This is a genomic window from Bradyrhizobium sp. JR4.1 (assembly GCF_040548605.1).
GTDB lineage: Bacteria > Pseudomonadota > Alphaproteobacteria > Rhizobiales > Xanthobacteraceae > Bradyrhizobium > Bradyrhizobium canariense.
The window spans coordinates 1-23,581 of sequence record NZ_JBEPRY010000007.1; the positions used below are offsets into that span (position 1 = coordinate 1).

The following is a 23,581-nucleotide window of genomic DNA, read 5'->3' on the forward strand; positions in this document are numbered from 1 at the left end:
CGCCGGGCGCCAGCGTCTCTTCGATGATCCGCATCTTATCGTCGCGAGACCAGCGACGACGACGCTCAACCCCGCCCAGGACCTCTACCCGCATCTACCGACCTTAAGGCTAGCCTTAAAGCTAGATCCTCGTCGGATACCTGCAACTCAACAAGGCGGCCCACCCCGGAGGAATACAATTCGGAATCCACCCCATGCGAATGACTAGCCGTTACTTTCCACGTTTGTCTAGGCTTTGTCCGTCTGAATGGATTCGTCGCCCGAAGCCGAGGACGCTCTTTCAAACTAGACTGGAAGTTTGCAGCCCCGCGCCGATCGGCGCCTATTGGAGCGTTGCCGCCCTTCGCCGACAGGGCCGCTATGTCTGCTTCAGGAGATAAGCCGACCCATAGACGGGTCGCTTATAGAACGGCGCGAATAGAACTCATTGCTCAACTTGAGAAGTTCCGAGCGGAGGCAGGCTATGTTTACAATTTCGCTGCCTGTTCCGCCTGTCGCGTGGCCTCAGCCTTCGTGCGCGCTCTCGTGGCGATACTGGCGTTGGAGCTAGAGGACATGGTGGTCCGATTGGTTTGAACCCGGCTGCGAAGCTGTTCATCGACACCATCCGCGCGGCGGAAAGGCAATTGGCAATCCAATCACAGTAATCACGGTGCGGAAGAGTTCAGACGCAAACCTTACGAACCAGTCGGCTCCTGTCCTGGTTGAAGGGTCCGAGCAGGCCAACCAGGGCCCCAACCAGCTCGCCAAGTCGATATCGACATTGCGACGTGAGCTATGTCAACGGACGTCACTGGCTTATGCCACGATTGGGCATGAACCCAACCCGCAATAACCGTTAAACATCAGATGCAGCCGTCCAGCGCTCAATCAGGCGTAAAGCGATGCTGGCGAGCAAAATCCCGAGCAACCCGCCAACCACCTTTTCGGACGCATCCAGCAATCTAGCATGGCGATCTGGCGTCAGCTTTTGCAACAATTCCAGCACCACTGCGCTACCAAGCACGAGGCTGCACACCAGCGTCATCCGGTCCCGGTACGCGGCACAAAATGCGAAACCTAGGAACGTAAAGGCCGCGACGTGTTCGATGTTGGCCGAACTGCTCAGTTGAGGCCTGTCGTGGATTGGAGACAAACTCGCGTAGGTGATAAAGGCAAGAGAAGCCCACGCCACGGCAACTGAAATTCTATACAGCATAGTAGCGACTGACCCCGAGTTGTTGCCGCAATATACTTCAGCGCCAACCGGATCCAGCGGCTCGCATTTGCCAGCGTGGTGGCTGCGGTTCTTCACCCTCATCCAGAACTTCTGCCGCCCGCGGCAGGGCAGTACGGCCAATGGTAGGCGCACTAGAACGCAACTTTTCGTGATTGAACCAATTAAAAGGATTAATTTATTTAATTTGATTTAAGTTAAATAGTCGAGTTTGGAGCCCAGGGGAATACCTGATGCCCGCAAAAGAAGACGAAGACCGCCGGGAGTTCTTGAAGATGTGTGGCAGGTTTGCTGCCGTAACCCGCCATCGATGACTCTACTCCTGTCGACGTCGTTGACGTCAACAGCCATCGCACGTTCCGGCGCCCGTGACGGAGCAGGATATAGCAGCGGCGGCAGCAGTCATTCAGTCTTCGACAATGATCCACACAGCGCGACCGAGGATCACTCGACCAAGGAGCACTCATCAGCCGGCGGCGGTGGTGGGGGCTCTGGCGGAGGTGGCGGCGAGAACTCGGGTGGCGCAAAGGGGTCCAGGGTCGCGCATTCCGGAGAGGAAGGCTCCCGATCTGGAGGTGGCGGCGCTAACAAGGGCTCCTCGGGCTTTGGCGGCCAGGATGGAGATGACAAGAAGAAAAAGGAATGAGCGCGATTGAAAAGGACAAGTCGAGCGCCGCTTAGCTGCTGTCTGTCTGGTGGGGGAACATGCGCCATCTCAAGGTGACAATCTTGGTTTTGGCATATGCGGTGATATCGCCCGCGTCTGCGCAAACCTGTTGCCCCACCGGCTGCGCGCCAGACGCCAATCGATGCGTGAGCAGCGGTCCGCTGTGGACCAGATGCCTTCCTATCGCCTGCGCCGAAGATTCTCGAGGGCCGTCACGTGGGCCCGCCGCGAGCAAGCACAGAGCCGCCGTGCTCGCCCGCCGGCCAGCGCGTACCTACGTGGTCCCAGCTCAGATTCCCCCAGAGTGCCCATTGGTGAAACCGACCAAGGCGCAGGTCGGCGACGCGACCGCTCAATGCATGAACGTGTTGACTCGAAATGCGCAGTTGCGGGATTGCTTTTTTGAGGACGACGCCGGGAGGGTCGAAGACGAAAGAACCGGCCTGAACTGCCCCGATCGCCAAGCTGCGCTGGCGAGGCAGTGTCTAAAGCGCTGCGTCAACTATGCATCCGATACGACACATCTGGTTTGCGCCGGCAGCTATCCAAACACCGTCTGGCGTGCGTCTTTTGGAGCTATCTCGGGCTACGCTCTCGGTTCCGAGCTTGTCGACCTTTGCGGCCCTCGGCTAAGAACGCGGCGACAAGCTCCAACGCGCTGAGGTGCGCTGGACTGAGCCCTTGGCTGCCATCAGGGGGGAGACAAGGGGCCGCCAACTGGCCGTCAATCGAGATGAACAAGGGCTCTCTTTGTGCGTCCTGCCGTGAGCTAGATGGCGAGAGAGGCTATTCATCGTTCCGATGTTGCCGATCAGCAAAGGTCTGTTTCTGGCCCCCAAGCGGAAGAGCGCCTCAGCCGCCGTGATGTCCGCTCTCGGCCGGGTAAACCGGACGCCGAGCCGAACCTGCCATCGACGGCAGCTTGTGGCTCTTCGGAGACTTCGGCCATGAAGAAAAGTTCTGCTTCGAGTGGAGAGCGGACCAGACACCCGAATCAGCCGTCTTTGCAAGTGCTGGAGCCGGTCCTGAGCTGCCCTGCCCCATCAGCTCGGGATCCGAGCGGATCCATTCGTAGCTTGTCGCCGTAGCTTTCGCTCTAGCGTGAAGTCCAACGTCGAACCTTTTTGCAACTTCAACAAGTTGCGGGTCCTGGTACGGAGGAGCGGTGATCCGTCGACGGATGCCGCTTTCAGCCAAGAGCTGCCCTCCCCGCTAGGTCGCATTCTTGCCCCTGAGATGAGCTCGCCCGTCGGTGACAATTCCGAAGGCCGCGCGGTTGGGTGAACGATTTCGGGTTCAGGACCTCGGAAGAGACGGCTCTGGCCGTCGAGTTAGGGAACGATGCCTCGGCACGCCCACGCGACGTTTGCAAAGGACCTCGGGCCATCGGGCCGGCCAGCCTCGTAGGCATCGCGGACGGCGGCGTCGGTGCGTGCTCGCTCCACAGCGTCGAGCGATGCCACATACTTGCCGAGCGGCCCCTCGCCAGCGGCAATCGGCGCCCAATAGTCGGCAAAGCTTTGGTAGTCCATGCGGATCATCAGTTCCATTTCCGCAATGTCCGCGAGACCCTGTTCGGCAAAAGTCCGTCGCAGTTCGCCCGGCTGCATCATCGGTTGAAAGCAATAGCGGCTGCGCAGCTGGCGCCCGCTTTCACCAAGTGCCGCCACCGTGTCGACCATCATGCGCATGCCGGGCATTCCGCCGAGATGATCCCACACCGCTGCCGCGACCACGCCGCCCGACCGAACGACGCGGCACATCTCGGCTACTGCCTTGCCGGCTTCGGGAACGAAGTGGAGCACGAGAAGCGCCAAAGCGCGGTCGAACGTGCCGCCCTCGAAGGGCAGCGCGCAGGCGTCCGCCTGTCGGACTTCTATTCGCGGGTTTGTGTTGCGCCGGACCACTTCCTCGACGAAGACTGGTGAATAGTCGACCGCGGCAATCTCGGCGAGGTCGGCGGCTTCAGCGAGCGCGAAGGTCAAGCTCCCGGTACCGCAACCGACGTCGAGAATCCTTTCGCCGTCGGCAACCCCTGCGAAGTCGATGAATAGCCGCGCGAGTCTTCGGCTCCAGCGGCCCATGAGCTGCTCATAGCCCGCGGCGTTGTGGACGTTGAATTCCGAGGTCATAGAATGCTCCGTGCGCTCCAAATTGTTAGACTTCAACGGGGTCGCTACCAAGCCGCTAAAGCAACCGCATTGCAATCGCGGCGAGCACGCCGTGCGGCTGCTTCATGATGCGTATGAGAATATCTGTCACGGCGAGCTCCTTTTGACAGTTACCATGCGTCATCGAGGCCGAGACGCTCGAACACCTCGCGACGAAGCTCAACGAAGTGCGGATCGCCCCGGTGGCGAGGATAGGGCTGGCGGTTGACGACTTCGGCCTTGATCCGTGCAGGTCGGTCGCTCAGCACGATGACGCGGCCGGCGAGCAAGAGCGCCTCCTCGACATCGTGCGTGACGAGCAGCGCCGTGAAACTCGAGCGCTGCCAAAGTGCGACAAGTTCCGCCTGCATCGCGATACGAGTCAGCGAGTCGAGCTGGCCCAAAGGTTCGTCGAGAATGAGCAGCTTCGGGTCGTTGACAAGCGCACGCGCCAGAGCCGCTCGTTGCGCCATACCGCCGGAAAGCTGGTGCGGGTAGGCATTGGCGAAGCCCGTGAGTCCCACTAGGCGCAGCGCGTCTTCGACACGTCCGCGATGGGTGCGGAGCAACCCGCGGGCTTCCAGACCGAGCGCAACGTTGCTCCATACCGTCCGCCATGGATAGAGCGTGGGGTCTTGAAAAACGACGACGCGCGACGGATCGGGTGCTTCGATCTCCCTTCCCTCCGCTAGCAGCGAGCCGGCCGTTGGAGTGTCGAGCCCCGCGACCAGCCGCAGCAAGGTCGATTTTCCGCACCCACTCGGTCCCAGGAGAGCAACAAATTCGCCGCGGCCGACCTGCAAGCTGATGCGGTCCAATACCGGCAGGGGCTGCCCTTCAAGATCGAAGCGATGGCTCACTTCGCGGAGCGTTAGCGTAGATCCACGGACCGCGTGATCGCTTGCGATCGGCGCTACCATCGCACTAAACCTTTCTGCCAGGATAGCAGGCGGTCCCGCAATCGGAAGAGCAGCGTGATCAGACTGGAGCAGAAGAACGCCATGAGCAGCAGCGCGGCGTACATATTGGCATAGGCCGCCCAACCCTGCGCCCATTGCAGATACCAGCCGAGCCCCGCCTTCACACCCAGCATTTCGGCTACGACAAGAACCGCAAACGAGTTGCCGAGACCCATGAACAGGCCAACAAAGACATGTGGCATTGCCGCCGGAATCGCAACCTTGAGCACGAGGAAGCGCTGGGTTGCTCCCAATGTCCGCGCAATATCGTAATAGGCGCTCTTCACGCTGGCCACGCCCGACCAGGTGAGCACGGTGACCGGAAACCCGGTTGCGAGCGCAATCAGGAAAATGCTGGCGCTGAAACTCGACGGGAAAACGAAAAATGCGAGCGGCAGCCAAGCTGTTGCGGGCAACGGCCCGATGAACCGCAACACTGGGTGGATCCAATAACCGGCGCGCCGCGACCAGCCGATCGCCACGCCGGTTACGAACCCTGCCGCCGCGCCGAGAAAATAGCCGGTCGCGAGCAGACGGGCTGAGGCGAAAATGCCTTCAGCCAGCCGCCTCCAATCGTCGATAGCAACTTCGACAATGGCCTGCGGCGGCGGGAAAAACGGCAACGGCAGCAATCCGAGCTTTGCTGTGACGGCCTCCCAAGCGGCCAAAAACAGCGCGAGCGCGAACAGCCACGGATAAAGCCGCTGGAGACGCTGAAGAGCAAAACGAACGCCGGCAAAGGCGGCCAAGGCAAGAGCAATGGCCAACGCGCCGCAGGCAATGGCGAAGCTGCCCGTGTAGGCCCAATCGCTCTCGGGCCTGTCCGGCCAGAACGCAGCGAGCGCGGCAACCATAGACCATGCCGCGGCAACAGACAGTCCGCCGATCAACGACCGAGTGGTCGAACTTTCAAAAAAGCCGAACCCCGATTTCTCTGATGGCCTCGGCACTTCATTGATGACCGAGCTCACTGCGGATCTTCCCAATCGGCTCAGCTTAGAACGTCAAGATAAATCCGGTCGGCGAACTTGGCCGGGTCAGTGCTTCGCTTGATGACGTTCACTGCCTTGAGTTCATCGGTGTAGAGTAGAAGTTGTTTCTTGAGCTCCGCCCCGACGGGATGCCTGTGATGAGTATGGCTGCGATACATAGTGGCGAGATCCTCTAGGGATCCTCTCCCGCCGTAGCCCGAATAGATTGCTGCGGCATCGGCGGGATCGCTGGCAACTCGATCTGCCGCTTCCAGTATCGATCGGGTCAGAGCGGCTGCCACCGGCATTTCGCTTCGGGTGAGGCTGCCACGTATCGCGAGTACGCAGCAAGTGCGGTCGGCGAATTCACCCGTTAAGTTCGTCGCGATCTCGTTAAGTTTGCCTTCCTTGAGCCAAAGATAGGGCAGCGGATCTATCTCGGCCAGTGCCTGCACTTCGCCCTTATCGACGGCAAGCGCAAGCAGATTGGCCGGGTACTGGCGCCACTCTACCTCTTGGGCCGGATCGATGCCCTTCTTGGCGAGGTAGATCGAAAAAAAGTTCTTCGCTGGGCTCGCTTGATCGCTAATCGCGATAGCCCTGCCGCGCAGGGACTCCAGGCTATCGATATTCGCGGCCTTGGAGCCGAGGAGCCGGATGCAACCGCCGTGCACTCCGGCGGTGATCCGAACGTCGAAACCTTGCTCCAGCGGTTTAAGCCAGCGCAGCGCCAATCCCAAACCGGCATCGGCCTTGCCAGTTGCAATTGCCTCCAACAATTGGTCGGTGGGACCACCGAAATTGACGAAGTCGACATCGAGGTTATGCTTGGCGAAGATACCCCGTTCTTTTGCGACTGCCGCAGCGACCGTGCACGCCGCGTTCGCGTTCCAGGCGATTCTTAGTTGGCGGCGCGGGCCTTGTAGCTCTTCACTGTTCGCTGCGGCGCGGCAAATAAAGGACTCGCCAGGAAGATAAGACAGCGATCCAGTCCCGGATGCCGTCAGCGCGCGAGCCGCTCCGAACATTCCAAATGGCGCCGCAGCGCCGAGGGTGCAAACCAACGTCAGCACCGAGCGGCGGGAGAAAACGCCTCCCTTCGCTTCGGACAGACCTTTCGTTAAGCTGGTGCCAATTTCGCGCTTTTCCATGTGTCACTCCCAAACTCGCGTGTGAATGGAATAGAACTGGGGGCGCTTTGCGGGGCCTTAGCTCTCTTTGAGCATCATCCGAGCCCGTCTGCTACACAGGTGTGAAGAGGTTCACATTAACGCAAAAAATTGGAAGGAGATAGCTGCGCGGCGATTAAGGCTCTTGTCAATCGTGTTGACCTACTCACGGCGGCGTCTGTCGCATTTGATCGCGATTGGCGCGAGTAGATGATCAGTATCTCAGTCGGGCACACGCACCAGCATGCATGGAGCCTGCGTTGCGCGAATTGAGCAACGCCTGTACCGAGATCATGCGGGATAGGCTGAACTTCGACGCTAAGCTAGCCATGATCTGGAATGGTCGGCTTGTCGCAGCGAACGGAAGCTAATGGTTAGGTTTTGCGCCTTTCACCCATCGGCTCCCCGCTTCGCTAGCTTGATCCCGGGAATGCCATCAATGTTGCGCCGGGCCATACTTACAAGGAGGTCGCATGATTACCGCCGTTGTACGATACACACTGCCGCCGACGATCGACTACGCCGCGTGTCGCGAGCACTTTCACAAGATCGCCCCCAACTTCCGCGGGGTGACGGGGCTGATCAGCAAGCACTTCATCTGGTCCGAAAGCGGCTGGGCGGGCGGCGTGTACCAGTGGGAGCGTATCGAGGATGCTACGGCGTTCTACACCGGGCCGTGGCTGGAGGGCATCATCCAGCGCTACGGCATGAAGCCGCAGATCGATTTTTACGAGGTTTTTGCGGTGACGGACAACACGCGCGGCAAGGTTGAGCTGTTCGAGGAGGCCGTTGCCTCGAAATGACCCTCTCATCTGCCACACTAGCGCATAGAGGTGGCGGTTGTATGAGAGGATGGCCGCGGAACCCTCGCGTCATCGTAGGTAGCAAGTCCACGTCGCGACCGAATGCAACGATCATTCTGATCTTGGCTCTTCGGAGACTTGCCGATCAGGCCGAATGTCCGCGTTTCGCCCAAGAGCTGCCCTCCCCGCCAAGTCGCAGTTTGACAAGGCCGACGTCAGCCTCCTTGGTGAGTCGGCCATGACTGGCCATCGTTAAATGGTGCTTTGGTCCGCACAGATCGTGCGTTCGCTAAGACGAACTGTACCGTACGCACGTGCGGATGGCTCGACCCCGACGCCACGCGGTGCTAGGCTTCGTGGCGGGTGGGCCAAATGCGGCGACGGCTACAGGAATTTTTTCCGATCGTCCTGCTCGCGCTGGTGATGCAAATCCTGGCGCCGGTCGCAGACTGCTGGGCCACGGCAATCGCGGTTGCCGATCCGCTGCAATCACCGAGCATTTGCCACAGTGATGCGACCACTGGATCAGACGATCAAGATCGTGGGCATTACGCCCATGACGCCCTTTGCGCGATCTGCGTATCCCACGCGGGCACGGCCGTTGACGCGCCAAGGCCCGTTACCCTCTTTGAACTTGCCCGTCAGTTCCGACCAATTCTTTGGACCGATGCGAAACTGATCCACGGACCGTCCCGCGCCGGCTCGAATACCCACGCGCGTGCCCCTCCACGGTCGACGTGAGAATGGCGGCCAACGGCCGTTGCACTTGCACGTCAACTTGTGGAGACCTTCCATGTCGATCTCTTACGCACGTGCGGGCTTTTGGGGCGCCGCTATCACGTTTATTCCTCTCTCCGGAAGCAGTGCCCACGAAATCGTTGGCAATCGCTTTTTCCCGGCCACGCTCTCCATCGACGACCCCGGCGTCAACGACGAGATGTCGCTCCCCACCGTCGACAGTTTCAAGACCGGCGACGTTCCGCCAGTGCGCCAGGGCGATATCTCCGCGGAGTTCTCGAAGCGGATCACCGAGGATTTTGCGATATCGTTTGGCACGACCTACACCTTCCTCGGGCCGATCGATACTACAGCGGCGGGGGCCAATGGCTTCCAGAACTTGGAGACCTTGTTCAAATATCGGGTCTTCAAAAGCACCGAGCATGAGTTCGTGATGTCGGTAGGCTTAGGCGTGGAATGGGGCGGCACCGGCTCCTCCACCATAGGGGCCGAATCCTTCAACACCTACACGCCGACGGTTTTTTTCGGCAAAGGGCTGGGCGATCTGCCGGAGACGCTGTCGTGGCTCAGGCCGTTCGCGATCACCGGCCAGGTCGGCTATGCGATCCCGGGACGGAATTTCACGACGACCCTCGGGGTTGATCCCGACACCGGCGCGCTCACCGCCGACACCGAGTTCAACCCGCGTGTGCTGAACTGGGGTGGGACTATCCAATACAGCATGCCCTATCTGAAATCGTCCGTGGTCGATCTGGGCCTGCCGGATTTCATCAATCACCTGATCCCGTTGGTCGAGGCCAATCTGCAAACGCCGGTGTCGAACACCCTGACCTCGGGAACGTTGACGACCGGAACGATTCAACCCGGCGTGCTCTGGGTCGGCAACACCTTCCAGGTCGGGGTCGAGGCGCTGATCCCGATCAACCGGCAAAGTGGCAGAAACGTCGGCGTGATCGCGCAGCTGCACCTCTACCTCGATGACATCGACCCGCGCGGGATCGGCAAACCGCTATTCGGCGGCCCGGTCCAGCCCGCAAGCCCCTTTCCGAGGTAGTTGACCATGCGACGTTTATCTCTGATTGGACTCGCTCCGCTCTTGCTGGTGCTCGCAACCGGCGCGGCGCAGGCGCACGCGTTCCTCGACCATGCCGAGCCGCGCGTCGGCAACAAGGTCGGAAGCCCTCCGCGCGAGGTGACCTTGTGGTTCACCCAAAAGCTGGAGCCCGCCTTCTCCAGGGTCACCGTGACCAATGCCGCAGGCGCACGCGTTGACAGCGGCAAGGCCCGCGTCAGCGGCAATCAGATGTCGGTTTCGTTGCGTTTGGGAGGCAGCGGCACCTATCATGTGAATTGGCACGTGCTATCGGTGGACACACACACGACCGATGGCAGCTTTACTTTCCAGGTCGGCCAGTAACGCCATTGGGAAAGCCCATGAGCTGGTTCGGGTCGGAGATCGACGGACCTCTTGCTCTGACGCGCGCGATCCATTTTGCGGCGTCGGCGGGGATCGCCGGTATCCTGATGTTTCGCGGCTTCGTCGCTGAGCCAGCCCTGCGGCCTTCGCCGGAGGGATACTCCGTTGTCCGATTGCGCCTGGCTGGGCTTGCCTGGATAGCGCTCGCCCTCACTACGGCAACCGGGCTGATTTGGCTTGTGCTGCAGACCATGTCGATTGCGGATCTCGGTTGGGGCGACGCGGTGACATCCGGCGCGATCTGGACTGTGGTCAACGAGACGCAATTCGGCTTGGTCGCGGAAGTTCGCGCTGCCTTGGCCGTTTTGCTGGCCGCGTGTCTGCTGCTCGACCAAATGGTTTTGTCGCGCTGGCTGGTGCTGTTGGCTGCTTCAGCTCTGGTTGCGGCGATTGCCTGGACCGGCCATGCCGGATCAACGTTAGGGGAATTGGGAAATCTACACCTCGCCGCCGACGTTCTGCATCTCTGCGCTGCGTCGGCCTGGATCGGAGGTCTGGCAGGCCTTGCGATTCTGTTCGAGGTGGGTCGGCACCGTCCGGCACTTGAATGGAGACCACTGGAGCTGGACGCTATCAGCAGGTTTTCGATCCTCGGGATGATTAGCGTTGCCGCCCTGATCGTGTCTGGGCTCTTGAATACGTGGATACTCGTTGGTTCAATCCGCGCGTCTCTTGTGACCGACTATGGGCGGCTGTTGCTGCTCAAGATCGCCGCCTTTGCCATCATGGTCGCCTTTGCGGCAGTCAATCGGTTCTGGCTGACGCCCCGGCTCGTTGTGACCCCAAAAGAAGCGACCGATTCTTCCGCGCGTTCCGCGCTGAGGCGCAACACGCTGATCGAGATCGCGCTCGGACTCGCGATCTTCGCAATGGTCGGGGTGCTCGGCATGCTGCATCCCGCCATTCATCTGGTGCAATGAAGCATGACGGGCGCAATGGAGTGTCGGTCTCTAACCCCAAAAGTTCCTTCGTGGCCCTTAACCGACCTCGGCAGGGCACCAATGTCCGCTTTGCGCGACAAGCTGCCGCTCCAATGAAACGCGTCCTAGCCCCAGGCTTACCGGCACAAGATAGGAGATTATTGAGGTGGTCTACGCTGTAGTGCTCTCCTCCGTCTCGACTCGCGATTCGTAGCTTGCCACCGTAGATGCGCACATCTATTTCTCACCGCTGGCTCAAGAGTTAATTCAATTCAATTGTCTAGCTCTCTCGGTGTGGAGGAGCCCCGTTGAGCGATTACGGCCATTGGTCGCGATGCCTCTAGCTCCACTGAACCAGTTGTTGCAGGTCCCTCGACTTACGACGTCTGAGCCATTTTGCACGCCAGAGTGCGCCCGAATACTCTGTCAGTGGACGGGAATTAGAAAGCCGACTTCGGCCGGACTAAACTCGGCCACAACTTCGGTCAGTCACTGAATATGAAAGGAAATGAGAACAGCCCACCAAACCTACGCCAGGATGAGCGATTGCACCCGGCCGCCCTACTCCCACTCGATCGTCCCAGGCGGCTTGCTCGTCACGTCGTACACCACCCTATTCACGCCCTTCACCTCGTTGATGATGCGCGTGGCGGTCTCGCCGAGGAACTTCATGTCGAACTGGTAGAAGTCCGCGGTCATGCCGTCGGTGGAGGTGACGGCGCGCAGGCCGACGACGAAGTCGTAGGTGCGGCCGTCGCCCATGACGCCCACGGTCTTCACAGGAAGCAGCACGGCAAAGGCCTGCCAGATGTCGTCGTAGAGACCGTGCTTCCTGATCTGGTCGATGTAGACCGCGTCCGCCTTGCGCAGGATCTCGAGCTTGTCGCGGGTGATCTCGCCAGGGCAGCGGATGGCGAGGCCGGGGCCCGGGAACGGGTGGCGGCCGACGAAGATTTCGGGCAGGCCGAGCTCGCGGCCGAGCTTGCGCACCTCGTCCTTGAACAGCTCGCGCAGCGGCTCGACGAGCTTCATGTTCATGCGCTCGGGGAGACCGCCGACATTGTGGTGCGACTTGATCGTCACCGAGGGACCGCCGGTGAAGGAGACGCTCTCGATCACATCAGGGTAGAGCGTGCCTTGCGCGAGGAAGTCGGCGCCGCCGATTTTCTTGGCCTCCGCCTCGAACACCTCGATGAAGAGGCGGCCGATGGTCTTGCGCTTGGTCTCGGGGTCGGTGACGCCTTCGAGCTCGCCCAAAAACTGCTTCGAGGCATCCACGTGCACGAGCGGGATGTTGTAGTGGTGGCGGAACAAATCGACCACCGTCTTGGCCTCGTCGAGGCGCAGCATGCCGTGATCGACGAACACGCAAGTGAGCTGCTCGCCGATCGCTTCGTGGATCAGCACGGCCGCGACCGCGGAATCGACTCCGCCGGACAGGCCGCAGAGCACCCTGCCCTTGCCGACCTGGGCGCGGATCTTGGCGATCTCCTCCTCGCGGAAGGCGCGCATGGTCCAGTCGCCGGAGAGACCCGCGATCTTGCGGACGAAATTGCGGATCAGTTTTGCGCCGTCGGGCGTGTGCACCACTTCGGGGTGGAACATCAGGCCGTAATATTTGCGCGTCTCGTCCTGGATGATCGCGAACGGCGCGTTCGGCGAGGTGCCGGCCACCGAGAAGCCCGGCGGCATCTTGGTGATGCGGTCGCCATGGCTCATCCAGACCTGGTTCTTGCCGCCTGCCGACCAGACGTCCTCGAACAGCTTGCTCGGCGCCTTCACCTCGACGTCGGCGCGGCCGAATTCGCGGTGATGGCCGCCCTCGACCGTGCCCCCGAGCTGCTCCGCCATGGCCATCTGGCCGTAGCAGATGCCCATCACCGGCACGCCGGAATCGAAGATCGCTTGCGGGGCCCGGGGCGAGCCCGCCTCATGCACCGATTCAGGGCCGCCGGAGAGAATCACCGCCTTCGGCGTCATCTCGTTGAAGGCTTGTTCGGCCTTGTTGAACGGGACGATTTCGCAATAGACGCCGTCCTCGCGCACGCGACGCGCGATCAGCTGCGTCACCTGGCTGCCGAAGTCGACGATGAGAATCTTGTCATGCGCCGAGGCCACGGAGGGCGTCGACGCGGAGCGGTCGGTCTGTGCTGCTGTCATGGCAAGCAGATACGCGACGGGAGCTTTTCCCGCAACCGGGCGGGCCGCGCGCCCACATTCTTCTTTGGGCATGGACAAATCGATATAGGTAAGTATTATTGACCTAATGGCCCGCCACTCACCAAGGGCCGATCAGGGAGAACGTCATGCCACACCATCATCAGCCGTCGAATCTCGCCGCGCTCGGCCGCACCTGGGTCGAGGCCTGGAACGCGCGCGATCTCGAGCGCGTGCTCACGCTCTATGCCGAGGACGTCGTGATGACCTCGGACCGCATCCCCGCGATGGGATTCGACGAAAGCGGCACCGTGCGCGGCAAGGATTCGTTGCGCGCCTATTGGGGCAAGGCGCTCGCCCTGTTGCCGGACCTGCATTTCTCGCTGATCGAATTGTTCGTCAGCCCCGACAGCGTGGTGGTGCTCTACGACAACGAGCGGGGAAAGCGGATCTGCGAATATCTGCGGGTGAATGCGGCCGGAAAGATCGTGCAGGGAGCGGCGAATCATTTGGTGGGCTGACGCTCACCCACCGCTGTCATTCCCCGCGAAGGCGGGGAATCCAGTACGCTGCGGCCTGTCGATTCAATTAGTGCGGCCTCTGGAATACTGGATCGCCCGCCTTCGCGGACGATGACAGCACGTGTCAGGCGCGAGCACGCCCCAAGCGCGGTAGTGCGGGCGCAGCAATGACGGAGACTGCTAGACGAACGTACGCTAACAACAGCGCTGCCGGCTCTGACGCAGGATTCCCCCCATGAAGCTCCCCACCGCCCACTTCACCGTCACCGACTGGAGCAAGGTCGAGCCGACCGTCCATCCCGGCGAAACCGGGCAAGCGCAATGGCGCACCCTCAATATCGGCGATCTCCGGGTGCGGATGGTCGAATATTCGCCGGGCTATCTCGCCGACCATTGGTGCGACCGCGGCCACGTGCTCTACGTGCTGCAGGGCGAGCTCGACAGCGAGCTGCGCGACGGCCGCAAATTCAAGCTCACGGCGGGGATGAGCTACCAGGTCTCGGATTTCGGCGACGCCGCGCACCGGTCCTCGACGGCGACGGGGGCGACGCTGTTTATCGTCGATTGAGCGCCCAGGAAGGGTTAATTTGCACCGCAAAATAGCAAAATGCGGCGACATTCCGAGCGACGGGTGGTGCCTTGAAGTGGCCCCAAAATCTCGCTATATTGTGATCATCGATACTTGGCCGAACGACTGGGCCGCTTCGCTTCGTTGCTGACGGGCGCGCACGCTTCAGATGATTTCTCCAACATCGACTGATCAGGACTATGGGCGCAATAGTGCGTACCGGTCCGCGTGTTAACTTCTTAAGCAAAGGAAATTCCCATGGCTATGGGCACCGTGAAGTGGTTCAACAATCAAAAGGGTTTTGGTTTCATTCAGCCGGATGACGGCGACAAGGACGTGTTCGTGCACATCAGCGCCGTCGAGCGCGCCGGCCTGTCGACCCTCAATGAGGGCCAGAAGGTCTCGTTCGACATCGTCGCCGATCGTCGCAGCGGCAAGTCCTCGGCTGACAATCTCCGCGTCGGCTAACGCCAGCGCACCGTTCTGACCACGGACGTACCGGCAGAACGCCAAGTTAGAAAACCCCGCGACCGGGTTCCGGTTTGCGGGGTTTTTGTTTTGGGGGCCGCCGCAACCCGCGGTGACGGGGTGGGCTATGCCTTCTTCAAGACCGAGACGAAGAACCCGTCCGTCCCGGTCCGCCGCGGCGTCATCAGCCAGCCTTCCGGCGATTGCAGCGCGGCTTGCGCAAACTCCTCCGCCTTGTCCCAGAGCACGCTCGCGGTCTGCTCCGGCGGCACCACCGCGAACTCAGGATGGCGGCCAGTGAACGCCCTCACCTGCTCGCCGTTCTCCTCCGAAAGCACCGAGCAGGTGATGTAGGCGATGCGGCCGCCGACCTTGACCAGCGGAACCGCGCGCTCGAGCACCTCGGTCTGGTCCCGCAAGCGAATCTCCAGCGCGCCCGGGCGCATGCGCCATTTGGCATCGGGGTTGCGGCGCCAGGTTCCGGTTCCCGTGCAGGGCGCGTCGATCACGACGAGGTCGGCGGTGGCGCTGATCTCGGCCAGCGGATCGGCGTCGCCCTTGGGCGTGCGCACATCGGCATTGTGGACGCCGGCGCGGGACAGGCGGTCGTGGATCGGCGCAAGCTGCCGCTTGTCGCTGTCGGTCGCGATCAGCCGGCCCTTGCCCTGCATCATCGCGGCGAGCGCCAACGTCTTGCCGCCGGCCCCCGCACAGAGATCAATCACCTGCTCGCCGGGTTTTGCCGCGGTCAAGGCAGCCGCAAGCTGCGACCCCTCATCCTGCACTTCGATGGCGCCCTTGATGAAATCCTCTTCGGCCTGGATACCGGGGTTGCGCGCATCGGCCGAAAGCTCGATGCGCAGGCCGGTTGCGGACCACTGCGTCGGTTTCGCATGAAGATGAGCAAGCGCCCCCAGCACCTTGTCGCGATTGGATTTTAGCGTGTTGACGCGCAGGTCGAGCGGCGCCCGGCTCGCCATCGCGGCCGCCTCCGCGACACGCTCGTCGCCGAAGGCTTTTGCCAAGTACGGATCCAGCCATTCCGGATAGTCGCCGGCGATCGCGGCCGGGGCACCTTCCAGCGACCGCGAGGCGAGCGCGGCCTGCTCGGCCTCGGTCAACGGCGCCGGGGCAAAGCGGTTGCCGTCGAACAGCGCAGCCATCGTGGCCGTATCCATGTTGCGCTCGAGGCGAAGCATGCCGATCAGCCGCGACCGCGCGGTGTCCGAATCCATCAGGTAGGCGCTCGAGGCGTAGCGGCGCAGCACGTCCCAGACGAGGCCGGCAATGGCGGCGCGGTCGCCGGAGCCGGCGAAGCGGTGCGCGGTGCCCCACTCCTTCAGCGCCTTGGCCGCAGGCACGCGGTCTTTCTCGATGGTGTCGATCAGTTCGATGGCTGCGGACAGCCGGGCAGCGGGAGTCATTGGAATCTTTCAGATCAGGATCGGCGAGTAGCGCCTAGATCAGCAACAGCATTTTCAACGCGAAGTAGATCCACATCGCGAGCAGGACAAGCACGCCGGCGAGCCAGATCGTGGAGCGGCGGCCGAGATTGTTGGAGGAGACGAAAATTCCGGCATGGGCGAAGCGCGTCACCACGAACACCCAGGACATCAGCACGATGAACAGATCGGCATGGCGCAACGGGAGCGCCAGCGCGATCAGGGCGTAGAACAGCACCGGCAGCTCGAACTGGTTGCGGTAGCAATTGGCGATTTGTGTGGCGCCCTTGGGCCAGTTGGGCTCGCCGAGCGCAATGTCGCGGCTCTTGGTCTCGCCGGAGACGAGCGCGCGCCGGCGTCCCATCGCCATGGCGATCAGGAGCGCGAAGGTGAGACCGACCTGCACGAAGACCGGCAGCAAAACCATTTGAACGGACATCGGAATTTCCCGGGAATTCCCATCGGGCGGAAGCCACAGCTAGCGTCCATTAGCCGTCACCGCTGGTCCTGACAATCAACGAGTTGAACCGGCGTTCCCGATGAGGCGACCAACCGTCGACAGTTAAAGCGATTTTGCCCCTCGGGGCGCGCAAGGCGAGAGACCGCCATGAACACCCTCTTCAGCCTGATCGCCAGCCTGACCGGCGCTTTGACCGAGTCCGCCGACGGCCAGTTCGGCATCCTGATATCGGCGCTGGCCGGCATCGCGACGGCGCTTGCGGTGGCGCTGGCGATGACGGTCTACTTCCGAACGAGCTATCGGACCTGGCGAGATGTCCTCAGGCATGGTCTCGCTGCGCTCGCCGCCCTCGCCCTGTTCGCCTTTGCCGCCTACGACATGCGCCATGCCGCGTTGGCCTATCTCGGCCTCAATCCCTCGAAACCCGCGGTCGAGTTCGAGATCCGCATGCCCAGGGAGACCTTGGCGGCGGCGACCGACACCCAGATCGAGCTGCATACCGACCGCAACCAGACGCTGGCACTGGTCGAGGGCGTGCAGGAGCTCGGTGATGGCCGCTCCGTGCTGCGCGGCGCGGCGCCGCTCAACCACCGCACCGCGGACCGCGTGCTGGTCGTGAACCTGCCCGGCAAGGGCACCTTCGAATTCCGCCTTCGCCTGCCGGCCGAGCCGCATCGCTCCGAACAGTCTGGCGCTCAGTTCGGTCCTCAGTTCGGTCCTTGGCACCTCGCCGACCGCATCGCCACGCCGCTGGCAGGCTGGGTTGCGCCGCAGGACGCCTACACGATCCGCTATCGCGTGCTTTAAACATTGTTCGATCGCTGAGTGTGGGTGCGCCGTCATCGTTCCGACGTCGGGCATGGCCTATGATCGATCCATGTCCGAATTTCGCCTGACGCAGATCTCCGACACCCATCTTGGCCGGCGCTTCCCTGGCCTGATCGCCAACTTCCAGGCGCTCAGCGAGCATATCGACACCGACAGGCCCGATCTCGTTGTCAACACCGGCGACGTCTCGTTCGACGGGCCGACCAGCCGCGACGATGTCGAATTCGCCAAGGCCCTGCACGATGCCCTGCCCGTCGCATGCCGCTACATCCCCGGCAATCACGACATCGGCGACAATCCGACCGCGATCGGCCCTGCGCCGAAGCCGCCCGTCGCGGAAGCGCATCGTCAGCAATTCCGCGAGATCATCGGCGAGGACCATTGGTCGTTCGAGGCCGCGGGCTGGTGCTTCATCGGCCTGAACTCGCTGGTGATGAATTCAGGGCTCGCCTTCGAGGCCGAGCAGTTCGATTGGCTTGCCTCGGAAGTTTCGCGCACGAACGGCAAGCCGGTGGCGCTGTTCGTACACAAGCCGGTATTTCTCAACGGGCCCGACGACCCCGAGACGCCGGAGACGTCGATCCGCTACGTGCCGCAGCCGGCCCGCGCGCGGCTGATCGAGATGTTTGCACATGTCGACCTGCGCCTCATCGCCAGCGGTCACGTGCACCAGCGGCGCGACTTCACCTGGCGCCACACCCGCCACGTCTGGGCGCCGTCAGCCGGCTTCAAGATCAACGATGCGTGCCAGGACCGGATCGCGATCAAGGAGGTCGGGCTCGTGGAGTACCGCTTCCAGCCCGACGGCTTCGAGGTTCGCCACGTCAGGGCCGCCGGCCAGGTCGATATCGATATCGAGGAGCTGCTCGCCCAGATGGGCGGTGCGCATTAGCGCTTCCCATGGCTGCTCAAGCGACGCTCTTGAGATCCTGCTGGATCGCGGCAAGCAAGGACTGCAGCGCGTCGCTGTTCACCGGTTTGGCCCCGGTATTGGCGGGCTGAACATTGGCAGGCCGCGCAGCTTTGACCGGGCGCTTGGGGAATGGCGGCGTGGGTGTGGGCATCGCGGATTGCGCGAACACGTCCTCGGTATGAACGAACTTGCCATGGATGACGTCGTCGCGACGCCCCATCACAAACATCGTCGCCCAATAACCGGCGGCCACAAGGATTACGCAGAAAACAACAAGCTCTAACATCATCGCACCTGAAATATGCGCAATGATTCAATGCCTTCGCCTGCCCGTCAATGAACCGACGGTCACACCTGCGGCTTTTACGGGCGGGTGTGGCCGATCGGTCACTCTTTGTTAACCATACCCGGCCCCAGAGGGGGCCGAGAGCGGCAGATCAAGCCCTATCCGGCCCGACCCGCACCAGCTGCTTGCCGAAATTGGCCCCCTTCAGAAGGCCCATGAAGGCCTCAGGCGCGCTCTCCAGGCCCTCGGTGACGAACTCCTTGTACTTGACCTTGCCCTCGCGGACCCAGCCGGACATGTCGCGCAGGAAGTCGCCATGGCGGGAGGCGAAGTCGGAGACGATGAAGCCGCGGAAGGTCAGCCGCTTGGTCAGCGTCGCGCGCATCATGCTGGCGGCCCATTTCGGCGGCTTCGCTTCAGTGTCGTTGTAGTGGGCGATGAGGCCGCAGACGGGTACGCGCGCAAACGCATTGAGCAGCGGGAAGACCGCCTCGAACACGGCGCCGCCGACATTCTCGAAATAGACGTCGATGCCTTTCGGGCAGGCGTCCTTCAGCTTCGCCGCGAGATCGGGATCGCGGTGATCGATGCAGGCGTCGAAGCCGAGCTCCTTCACGACGAAATCACATTTGTCCTTGCCGCCGGCGATTCCAACCGCGCGTGCGCCCTTGATCTTCGCGATCTGTCCCACGGCCGAACCGACCGCACCGGAGGCACCGGCGACGACGACGGTCTCGCCTGCTTGCGGCTTGCCGATATCGAGCAGGCCCGTGTAGGCGGTCATGCCGGGCATGCCGAGCACGCCGACGGCCGTCGAGATCGGCGCGAGCTTCGGGTCGATCTTGTTCAGCCCCTTGCCGTCGGAGATCGCGTGCGTCTGCCAGCCCGCGCGCGAGAGTACGATGTCGCCCTTGGCGAAGTTCGGATTGTTGGAGGCTGCGACCTCGCAGACCGTACCGGCTTCCATCACGCCGCCGACCGGCACCGGGGTCGCGTAGGACGGACCGTCGCTCATGCGCCCGCGCATATAGGGATCGAGCGAGAGCCAGATCGTGCGCAGCAGGACTTCGCCTGCGGCGGGCGTCGGTACAGCGAATTCCTCGATGCGGAAATCGGACGGCTTTGGCTCGCCGACCGGACGTGCCGCGAGAACGATGCGTTTGCCTTGGGACATGTTGGCTTCCTCCTGATTATGCTTCGGCGCGAACGGAAGCGGAGGGAGCGGAGCACGTCAATACAAAAGCGACGGAGCGTAGTTGCAGGACAGCGCCGCAAATGGAGATTGGTACACACCAACCGCGCCCTCGCTGTCATCGCCCGACTTGATCGGGCAATCCAGTATTCCAGAGGCGGTCGTGGTTGAGCCGAGAGGCCGCGGCGTACTGGATGCCCCGGTCAAGCCGGGGCATGACAGCGGAATGTGGAGCGCCTAACCCCCGCCCGGATAGTTCGGCGCCTCGCGCGTAATGGTGACGTCGTGGACGTGGCTTTCGCGCAGGCCCGCGCCGGTGATGCGGACGAACTGGGCCTTGTCGTGCAGATCCTTCATGTCCTTTGCACCGACATAGCCCATCGCGGCGCGCAGGCCGCCGGCGAGCTGGTGCATGACGTTGCCGACCGGGCCCTTGTAAGGCACCTGGCCTTCTATGCCTTCGGGCACGAGCTTGAGCGTGTCCTTGATGTCCTGCTGGAAGTAGCGGTCGGCCGAGCCGCGCGCCATCGCGCCGACCGAACCCATGCCGCGATAGGCCTTATAGGAGCGGCCCTGCCACAAGAACACCTCACCGGGCGTCTCATCGGTGCCGGCGAGCAACGAGCCGACCATCGCGATGTCGGCACCGGCAGCAAGCGCCTTGGCAAGGTCGCCGGAGAACTTGATGCCGCCGTCGGCGATCACGGGGATGTCGGACTTCTTCGCCGCTTCCACCGCATCCATGATCGCGGTGAGCTGGGGCACACCGACGCCGGCGACGATGCGCGTGGTGCAGATCGAGCCCGGGCCGATGCCGACCTTGATGCAGTCCGCGCCAGCATCGATCAGCGCCTGCGCACCCTCCGAGGTCGCGACGTTGCCGGCAACGACCTGCACGGAATTGGACAGGCGCTTGATGCGGTTGACCGCATGGAGCACGTGACGGGAATGACCGTGCGCGGTGTCGACCACGACGAGATCGACGCCCGCATCGATCAGCCGCTCGGTGCGCTCGAAGCCGCTATCACCGACCGTGGTGGCGGCGGCGACGCGCAGGCGGCCCTGCGCGTCCTTGCAGGCCAGCGGATGGGCGACCGCCTTCTCCATGTCCTTCACGGTGACCAGACCGACGCAGCGATACTGCTCGTCGACCACGAGCAGCTTCTCGATGCGGTGCTGATGCAGCATCCGCCGTGCCTCGTCCTGGCTGACATTCTCGCGCACCGTGACGAGTCCTTCATGCGTCATCAGCTCGGAGATTTTTTGCTGGCGGTCGGTGGCGAAGCGGACGTCGCGGTTGGTGAGGATGCCGACCAGCTTGCCCGGCGTGGACTTGCCGGCACCGGTGACGACGGGAATGCCGGAGATACCGTGATCGCTCATCAGCTTGAGCGCGTCGTCCAGCGTGGCGTCGGGGCTGATGGTGAGCGGGTTCACCACCATGCCCGACTCGTAGCGCTTGACCTGCCGCACCTGGGCGGCCTGCCCTTCGGGATCGAAATTGCGGTGGATGACGCCGATGCCGCCGGCCTGCGCCATGGCGATCGCCATGCGGGCTTCGGTGACCGTGTCCATGGCGGAGGCCATGATCGGGATGTTGAGCGGAATGGCGCGGGTGACGCGAGAGCGGATGTCGACCTCCCCCGGCATGACGTCCGACAGGCCCGGCTTCAGCAGCACGTCGTCGAACGTGAGGGCTTCGCGAATGCCTTGTTGCACGGTGGCCATGTGCCAACTCCTTCCGCGGCCCTGCCGCAAATAGCTATGGATGAGCGCCGCCCTCGGCGTACCTTGCGGCAACGCCGGAGAATCGGAGCCCATCGGTGGGGTTGACGCGGGTCGATAGCACGGGTGGACGACGAATCAAAGCAAATCGGACCGCCGGCCAGCCATGCACAGGCTTTTTAGGCAAATTCAGCGGGGGATAGCCTCGCGGCGCCTCGTACTGGCGAACGGCGTCCCCGTGCCGGCCGATCATCACGGTCTCCGGCGCGGGCGCACTCACCTCGGGTCACGCAGGATTTAGGTGCTATGCGTCGATCCGCAATGGTCGCGGCCCAGTGCCGGTGATAAGCCGCAATTCTCGCCCTTCCTTCCGATTTCCATTACCAATCCGTTATGGTCGACAAGCAACGCGTCATTCCGCTGATCGTGGCCACTGCTCTCTTCATGGAGAACATGGACTCGACGGTGATCGCCACGTCGCTGCCCGCGATCGCAGCCGACATCGGCACCAGCCCATTGACGCTCAAGCTCGCGATCACCTCCTATCTGCTGTCGCTTGCGGTGTTCATCCCGGCGAGCGGCTGGACCGCCGACCGGTTCGGCGCGCGCATGGTGTTTGCGATTGCCGTCGGCGTATTCATGGTCGGCTCGGTCGGCTGCGCGCTCTCGACATCGGTCACCGATTTCGTGTTCGCGCGCATCCTGCAAGGCATGGGCGGGGCGATGATGACGCCGGTCGGGCGCCTCGTGCTGTTGCGGTCGGTCGATAAGAGCGCGCTGGTCAATGCCATGGCGTGGGTGACGGTTCCTGCCCTGATCGGCCCCGTGATCGGGCCGCCGCTCGGCGGCTTCATCACGACCTATGCGTCCTGGCACTGGATCTTCCTGATCAACATCCCGATCGGGTTGCTCGGCATCTTCATGGCCTTGCGCTTCATCGATCCCATCAAAAGCGAGGAACGAGAGCCGTTCGACCTCTACGGCATGGTGCTCGCGGGCCTCGGGCTCGCCGGCATCGCCTTCGGGCTGTCGGTTGCCGGACTCAATCTGCTGCCATGGAGCACAGTTGCCGCCCTGGTCGTCGGCGGATCAATCTCGATGACACTGTATGTCCTTCACGCGCGGCGAACGGGGTCGCCGGTGCTGGACTTCACGCTGCTGAGGCTGCCGACGCTACGCGCCGCCGTTCTCGGCGGATTCATGTTCCGGCTCGGCATCGGCGCGCTGCCGTTCCTGTTGCCGCTGCTGATGCAGATCGGCTTCGGCCTCTCGCCGTTCAAGTCCGGCCTCGTCACGTTTGGCTCCTCGCTCGGCGCCATGGGCATGAAGGCGCTGGCCGCACGCATCATCCGCGCCTTCGGCTTCCGCAACCTGATGACGGTGAACGCGATCATCAGTGCCGTCTTTCTCGCCGCCTGCGCCCTCTTCACCGTGACGACGCCGCTGCTGATCATCATGATCATCCTGGTGGTCGGCGGCTTCTTCCGTTCGCTCGAGTTCACCGCGATCAACACGGTTGCCTATGCCGAGGTCGAGCAGGCGCAGATGAGCCGCGCCACCACGCTCGTCAGCGTCAATCAGCAGCTCGCGGTCTCGGCCGGCGTCGCCGTCGGCGCTGCGTCCGTCGAGACGACGATGTGGCTCAGCCACGCCAGCGAGCTCAATGCCACCGTGTTTGCGCCGGCCTTCGTCGTGGTCGCGCTCACCTCGGCGGCGTCGAGCTGGTTCTTCTGGCAGATGCCCGCCGATGCCGGTCACGAAGTCTCCGGCCGCAAGGCCGTGGAGATCGCGAGCCGCAAGGGTGCCGGCAAGGGCGCGGCCAAGGCGGCCGTCAAGGCGGCGACCGAGGATACGCAGGACGTGCGGGATCAGCGGCTGGGGTAGCCTATCTCGTCATTGCGAGCGAAGCGAAGCAATCCAGAATCCCTCCGCGGAGACAGTCTGGATTGCT

22 protein-coding genes are annotated in these 23,581 nt (G+C 62.6%); 11 read left to right on the top strand and 11 right to left on the bottom strand.

The window, feature by feature from the left end:
- Window positions 1-838: 838 nt before the first annotated feature.
- The 5 genes from ABIB90_RS16570 to ABIB90_RS16590 all read right to left on the bottom strand — a co-directional run bounded on the left by ABIB90_RS16570 (window position 839) and on the right by ABIB90_RS16590 (window position 7,114).
- On the bottom strand, window positions 839-1,300 hold the full coding sequence (locus tag ABIB90_RS16570) for a VanZ family protein (RefSeq protein WP_354161525.1): 462 nt from the start codon (window positions 1,298-1,300) through the stop codon (window positions 839-841).
- A 1,914-nt stretch (window positions 1,301-3,214) separates the two neighbouring features.
- Window positions 3,215-4,015, bottom strand: coding sequence for a class I SAM-dependent methyltransferase (locus ABIB90_RS16575; RefSeq protein ID WP_354161522.1), 801 nt, complete (start codon window positions 4,013-4,015; stop codon window positions 3,215-3,217).
- A 149-nt stretch (window positions 4,016-4,164) separates the two neighbouring features.
- Window positions 4,165-4,953 (bottom strand): ABC transporter ATP-binding protein, encoded by a 789-nt coding sequence (locus ABIB90_RS16580; protein WP_354161519.1) that lies wholly within the window; start codon window positions 4,951-4,953, stop codon window positions 4,165-4,167.
- Window positions 4,947-5,882, bottom strand: coding sequence for an ABC transporter permease (locus ABIB90_RS16585; protein ID WP_502916973.1), 936 nt, complete (start codon window positions 5,880-5,882; stop codon window positions 4,947-4,949). The genes ABIB90_RS16580 and ABIB90_RS16585 overlap by 7 nt, the downstream gene beginning before the upstream one ends.
- Window positions 5,883-5,983: 101 nt before the next feature.
- On the bottom strand, window positions 5,984-7,114 hold the full coding sequence (locus ABIB90_RS16590) for an ABC transporter substrate-binding protein (RefSeq protein WP_354161516.1): 1,131 nt from the start codon (window positions 7,112-7,114) through the stop codon (window positions 5,984-5,986).
- Window positions 7,115-7,605: 491 nt separating this feature from the next.
- On the opposite strand from ABIB90_RS16590, the gene ABIB90_RS16595 reads away from it, so the two are divergent.
- The 5 genes from ABIB90_RS16595 to copD all read left to right on the top strand — a co-directional run bounded on the left by ABIB90_RS16595 (window position 7,606) and on the right by copD (window position 11,070).
- Complete coding sequence (locus ABIB90_RS16595; protein WP_354161513.1) at window positions 7,606-7,935, top strand: hypothetical protein; 330 nt, start codon at window positions 7,606-7,608, stop codon at window positions 7,933-7,935.
- Between the two features lie 423 nt (window positions 7,936-8,358).
- The gene (locus ABIB90_RS16600; protein WP_502917980.1) at window positions 8,359-8,676 is read left to right on the top strand and encodes a DUF2946 family protein; all 318 of its coding nucleotides are present in this window, start codon (window positions 8,359-8,361) and stop codon (window positions 8,674-8,676) included.
- A 52-nt stretch (window positions 8,677-8,728) separates the two neighbouring features.
- The gene (locus tag ABIB90_RS16605) at window positions 8,729-9,727 is read left to right on the top strand and encodes a hypothetical protein (protein ID WP_354161507.1); all 999 of its coding nucleotides are present in this window, start codon (window positions 8,729-8,731) and stop codon (window positions 9,725-9,727) included.
- A gap of 6 nt (window positions 9,728-9,733) precedes the next feature.
- The gene (locus ABIB90_RS16610; RefSeq protein ID WP_354161504.1) at window positions 9,734-10,090 is read left to right on the top strand and encodes a copper resistance CopC family protein; all 357 of its coding nucleotides are present in this window, start codon (window positions 9,734-9,736) and stop codon (window positions 10,088-10,090) included.
- Window positions 10,091-10,107: 17 nt separating this feature from the next.
- Window positions 10,108-11,070 carry a copper homeostasis membrane protein CopD gene (gene copD / locus ABIB90_RS16615; protein ID WP_354161543.1) on the top strand — a complete coding sequence of 321 codons (963 nt, stop codon included), beginning with the start codon at window positions 10,108-10,110 and terminating at the stop codon, window positions 11,068-11,070.
- A 561-nt stretch (window positions 11,071-11,631) separates the two neighbouring features.
- Here the strand turns inward: copD and guaA are convergent.
- A complete protein-coding gene (gene guaA, locus ABIB90_RS16620; protein ID WP_502916972.1) occupies window positions 11,632-13,230 on the bottom strand; it encodes a glutamine-hydrolyzing GMP synthase in 1,599 nt (532 codons plus the stop codon).
- A gap of 146 nt (window positions 13,231-13,376) precedes the next feature.
- Between guaA and ABIB90_RS16625 the strand changes: the two genes are divergently transcribed.
- The 3 genes from ABIB90_RS16625 to ABIB90_RS16635 all read left to right on the top strand — a co-directional run bounded on the left by ABIB90_RS16625 (window position 13,377) and on the right by ABIB90_RS16635 (window position 14,784).
- Entirely contained in the window at window positions 13,377-13,748 is a 372-nt protein-coding gene (locus tag ABIB90_RS16625; RefSeq protein ID WP_354161498.1) for a nuclear transport factor 2 family protein, read from the top strand.
- Window positions 13,749-13,983: 235 nt separating this feature from the next.
- Window positions 13,984-14,316 (top strand): DHCW motif cupin fold protein, encoded by a 333-nt coding sequence (locus ABIB90_RS16630; RefSeq protein WP_354161495.1) that lies wholly within the window; start codon window positions 13,984-13,986, stop codon window positions 14,314-14,316.
- Between the two features lie 258 nt (window positions 14,317-14,574).
- On the top strand, window positions 14,575-14,784 hold the full coding sequence (locus ABIB90_RS16635; protein ID WP_007592195.1) for a cold-shock protein: 210 nt from the start codon (window positions 14,575-14,577) through the stop codon (window positions 14,782-14,784).
- A 125-nt stretch (window positions 14,785-14,909) separates the two neighbouring features.
- On the opposite strand, the gene ABIB90_RS16640 is transcribed toward ABIB90_RS16635, so the two are convergent.
- Both ABIB90_RS16640 and ABIB90_RS16645 read right to left on the bottom strand, forming a co-directional pair.
- Window positions 14,910-16,208, bottom strand: a complete 1,299-nt coding sequence (locus tag ABIB90_RS16640; protein WP_354161491.1) for an RsmB/NOP family class I SAM-dependent RNA methyltransferase — start codon at window positions 16,206-16,208, stop codon at window positions 14,910-14,912.
- A 34-nt stretch (window positions 16,209-16,242) separates the two neighbouring features.
- Window positions 16,243-16,665, bottom strand: coding sequence for an MAPEG family protein (locus ABIB90_RS16645; RefSeq protein WP_354161488.1), 423 nt, complete (start codon window positions 16,663-16,665; stop codon window positions 16,243-16,245).
- A 168-nt stretch (window positions 16,666-16,833) separates the two neighbouring features.
- On the opposite strand from ABIB90_RS16645, the gene ABIB90_RS16650 reads away from it, so the two are divergent.
- Entirely contained in the window at window positions 16,834-17,493 is a 660-nt protein-coding gene (locus ABIB90_RS16650; protein ID WP_354161485.1) for an acriflavin resistance protein, read from the top strand.
- A 70-nt stretch (window positions 17,494-17,563) separates the two neighbouring features.
- The gene (locus tag ABIB90_RS16655; RefSeq protein ID WP_354161482.1) at window positions 17,564-18,406 is read left to right on the top strand and encodes a metallophosphoesterase family protein; all 843 of its coding nucleotides are present in this window, start codon (window positions 17,564-17,566) and stop codon (window positions 18,404-18,406) included.
- 16 nt (window positions 18,407-18,422) lie between these two features.
- Here ABIB90_RS16655 and ABIB90_RS16660 read toward each other — a convergent pair whose 3' ends face one another.
- From ABIB90_RS16660 to guaB, 3 genes are all read right to left on the bottom strand, one after another.
- The gene (locus ABIB90_RS16660; protein ID WP_354161479.1) at window positions 18,423-18,713 is read right to left on the bottom strand and encodes a hypothetical protein; all 291 of its coding nucleotides are present in this window, start codon (window positions 18,711-18,713) and stop codon (window positions 18,423-18,425) included.
- Between the two features lie 151 nt (window positions 18,714-18,864).
- On the bottom strand, window positions 18,865-19,887 hold the full coding sequence (curA, locus tag ABIB90_RS16665; protein WP_354161477.1) for an NADPH-dependent curcumin/dihydrocurcumin reductase: 1,023 nt from the start codon (window positions 19,885-19,887) through the stop codon (window positions 18,865-18,867).
- A 255-nt stretch (window positions 19,888-20,142) separates the two neighbouring features.
- Entirely contained in the window at window positions 20,143-21,633 is a 1,491-nt protein-coding gene (gene guaB / locus ABIB90_RS16670) for an IMP dehydrogenase (RefSeq protein ID WP_007609139.1), read from the bottom strand.
- Window positions 21,634-22,023: 390 nt separating this feature from the next.
- Between guaB and ABIB90_RS16675 the strand changes: the two genes are divergently transcribed.
- The gene (locus tag ABIB90_RS16675; protein WP_354161472.1) at window positions 22,024-23,514 is read left to right on the top strand and encodes an MFS transporter; all 1,491 of its coding nucleotides are present in this window, start codon (window positions 22,024-22,026) and stop codon (window positions 23,512-23,514) included.
- Window positions 23,515-23,581: the final 67 nt, after the last annotated feature.

Coding starts and splice junctions, on each gene's coding strand:
- ABIB90_RS16610 (WP_354161504.1), top strand. CDS start 9,734: ATGCGACGTTTATCTCTGATTGGACTCGCTCCGCTCTTGCTGGTGCTC.
- ABIB90_RS16595 (WP_354161513.1), top strand. CDS start 7,606: ATGATTACCGCCGTTGTACGATACACACTGCCGCCGACGATCGACTAC.
- ABIB90_RS16660 (WP_354161479.1), bottom strand. CDS start 18,713: ATGTTAGAGCTTGTTGTTTTCTGCGTAATCCTTGTGGCCGCCGGTTAT.
- ABIB90_RS16650 (WP_354161485.1), top strand. CDS start 16,834: ATGAACACCCTCTTCAGCCTGATCGCCAGCCTGACCGGCGCTTTGACC.
- ABIB90_RS16635 (WP_007592195.1), top strand. CDS start 14,575: ATGGCTATGGGCACCGTGAAGTGGTTCAACAATCAAAAGGGTTTTGGT.
- ABIB90_RS16605 (WP_354161507.1), top strand. CDS start 8,729: ATGTCGATCTCTTACGCACGTGCGGGCTTTTGGGGCGCCGCTATCACG.
- ABIB90_RS16570 (WP_354161525.1), bottom strand. CDS start 1,300: ATGAGGGTGAAGAACCGCAGCCACCACGCTGGCAAATGCGAGCCGCTG.
- curA (WP_354161477.1), bottom strand. CDS start 19,887: ATGTCCCAAGGCAAACGCATCGTTCTCGCGGCACGTCCGGTCGGCGAG.
- ABIB90_RS16630 (WP_354161495.1), top strand. CDS start 13,984: ATGAAGCTCCCCACCGCCCACTTCACCGTCACCGACTGGAGCAAGGTC.
- ABIB90_RS16600 (WP_502917980.1), top strand. CDS start 8,359: ATGCAAATCCTGGCGCCGGTCGCAGACTGCTGGGCCACGGCAATCGCG.
- ABIB90_RS16575 (WP_354161522.1), bottom strand. CDS start 4,015: ATGACCTCGGAATTCAACGTCCACAACGCCGCGGGCTATGAGCAGCTC.
- guaA (WP_502916972.1), bottom strand. CDS start 13,230: ATGACAGCAGCACAGACCGACCGCTCCGCGTCGACGCCCTCCGTGGCC.
- ABIB90_RS16590 (WP_354161516.1), bottom strand. CDS start 7,114: ATGGAAAAGCGCGAAATTGGCACCAGCTTAACGAAAGGTCTGTCCGAA.
- ABIB90_RS16640 (WP_354161491.1), bottom strand. CDS start 16,208: ATGACTCCCGCTGCCCGGCTGTCCGCAGCCATCGAACTGATCGACACC.
- ABIB90_RS16580 (WP_354161519.1), bottom strand. CDS start 4,953: ATGGTAGCGCCGATCGCAAGCGATCACGCGGTCCGTGGATCTACGCTA.
- ABIB90_RS16655 (WP_354161482.1), top strand. CDS start 17,564: ATGTCCGAATTTCGCCTGACGCAGATCTCCGACACCCATCTTGGCCGG.
- copD (WP_354161543.1), top strand. CDS start 10,108: ATGAGCTGGTTCGGGTCGGAGATCGACGGACCTCTTGCTCTGACGCGC.
- guaB (WP_007609139.1), bottom strand. CDS start 21,633: ATGGCCACCGTGCAACAAGGCATTCGCGAAGCCCTCACGTTCGACGAC.
- ABIB90_RS16645 (WP_354161488.1), bottom strand. CDS start 16,665: ATGTCCGTTCAAATGGTTTTGCTGCCGGTCTTCGTGCAGGTCGGTCTC.
- ABIB90_RS16625 (WP_354161498.1), top strand. CDS start 13,377: ATGCCACACCATCATCAGCCGTCGAATCTCGCCGCGCTCGGCCGCACC.
- ABIB90_RS16675 (WP_354161472.1), top strand. CDS start 22,024: ATGGTCGACAAGCAACGCGTCATTCCGCTGATCGTGGCCACTGCTCTC.